Source organism: Sphingomonas sp. (assembly GCF_017304615.1).
Taxonomy (GTDB): Bacteria; Pseudomonadota; Alphaproteobacteria; order Sphingomonadales; family Sphingomonadaceae; genus Sphingomonas.
The window spans coordinates 1-1,303 of record NZ_JAFKLZ010000007.1; the positions used below are offsets into that span (position 1 = coordinate 1).

The window sequence follows — 1,303 nt, forward strand, 5'->3', positions numbered from 1 at the left end:
GGATCGAGGCGATAGTCGACGCCGACGGCGGCCCCGCCGAAGTTGTAGTTCAACGCGCCGGCATTGCTGTTGCCGCCGATGCCGCCCACGCCGCCATAGCCACTCATCCAGGCACCCCAGCGCGGCGGCTCTTGGGTGTCGCAGGCAATCACACAGGCTTCCGCCAAGGCCACGCGCTGCGCGCCGTCGGCACCGACGCGTGCATTCGCCGTCTGTTGGCCGACCACGTTCAGGAACGACCGGGCCGCCAGCACATTGACCGTACCGAAGCCGGTATAGGGCTGGCCGCTGATCGCATCGAGCGCCGCCGGCCCCTGCTGGGTCGTGAGGGCCGCCAGCGCATTCAGCACCGTGGCGAAGTCGCCGGTCGCCGTCGGCGAAGCGATGTCGAGCGCCGTGCCCACGGCATACTGGTTGGGCGTCTGTGCCCCCGAGGCGAAGGCGCTCGCCGTCTGCGCCAGCAGCAGATAGACGTTGTTGGCATCGTAGCTCAGCGTAGGCGTCAGGAACGCCAGGTTGGCCATGACGCTGCCATAGGTGCCGGTGAGGCCGCCGGTGGCCGTGAGGATGGTGTAAGTGGTGTTGCGCTGGTAGGAACCGGACTGCGCCAGTACCTGCACCGTGGTGCCGCCACTCAGCGTAGCCGTGCCGGTGGCCACGATCTTGTCGCTCTGACCCTGGCTATTGGCCTCGACCTGATAGACGCCGCCGGTCTGCGAGAAATTTCTCGTGACGTTCAGGGTGCCGATCGAGTTGCCGGGCGCCAAGGTGCCGCCACTGACGGCTACAGCGCCGATCACTTGGCCGATGCCGCCCAGGACACCGCCGGTGCCGACCGTGACGTTGCTGGCGAGCGAGCCATTCACCGCCAAGGTGCCGCCCGACACCGTCGTGCCGCCGCCCATCACATTGGCGCCGGTGAGCACCAGCCGACCGGCACCACTCTTGGTCAGGCTGCCGCTGCCGGTCAGGGTGCCGCCGTAGGTGCCGTCGCTTGCCTGATCGAACACGAGGGCCGCGTTGTTCAGGATGTTGCCCTGCAGGCTCAGGTTGTTGCCGATCAGCACGCCGGCATTCACCGTCGTGCCGCCGCCGTAGGTGTTGATGCCGGCGAGGGTGAGCGCGCCCGTACCGTTCTTGACGAGCGCGCCGCTGCCTGACATCGCACCGCCGTAAGTGCCGTTCGCGCCTTGATTGAAGGCCACCGTCGCATTGTTCAGGATGCTGCCCTGCAGGCTCGACGTCGTGCCGGTCAGCGTGCCGCCATTGACTGTCGTGCCGCCCGCGTAGCTGTTGGCGCCCG

At 67.8% G+C, this 1,303-nt stretch carries 1 protein-coding gene; it reads right to left on the reverse strand.

Features of this window, described 5'->3' with window-relative positions; all coding sequences use genetic code 11:
* On the reverse strand, positions 1 to 1,303 hold a 1,303-nt coding region (locus J0J06_RS16840), incomplete at both ends, for an autotransporter-associated beta strand repeat-containing protein (protein WP_294043871.1).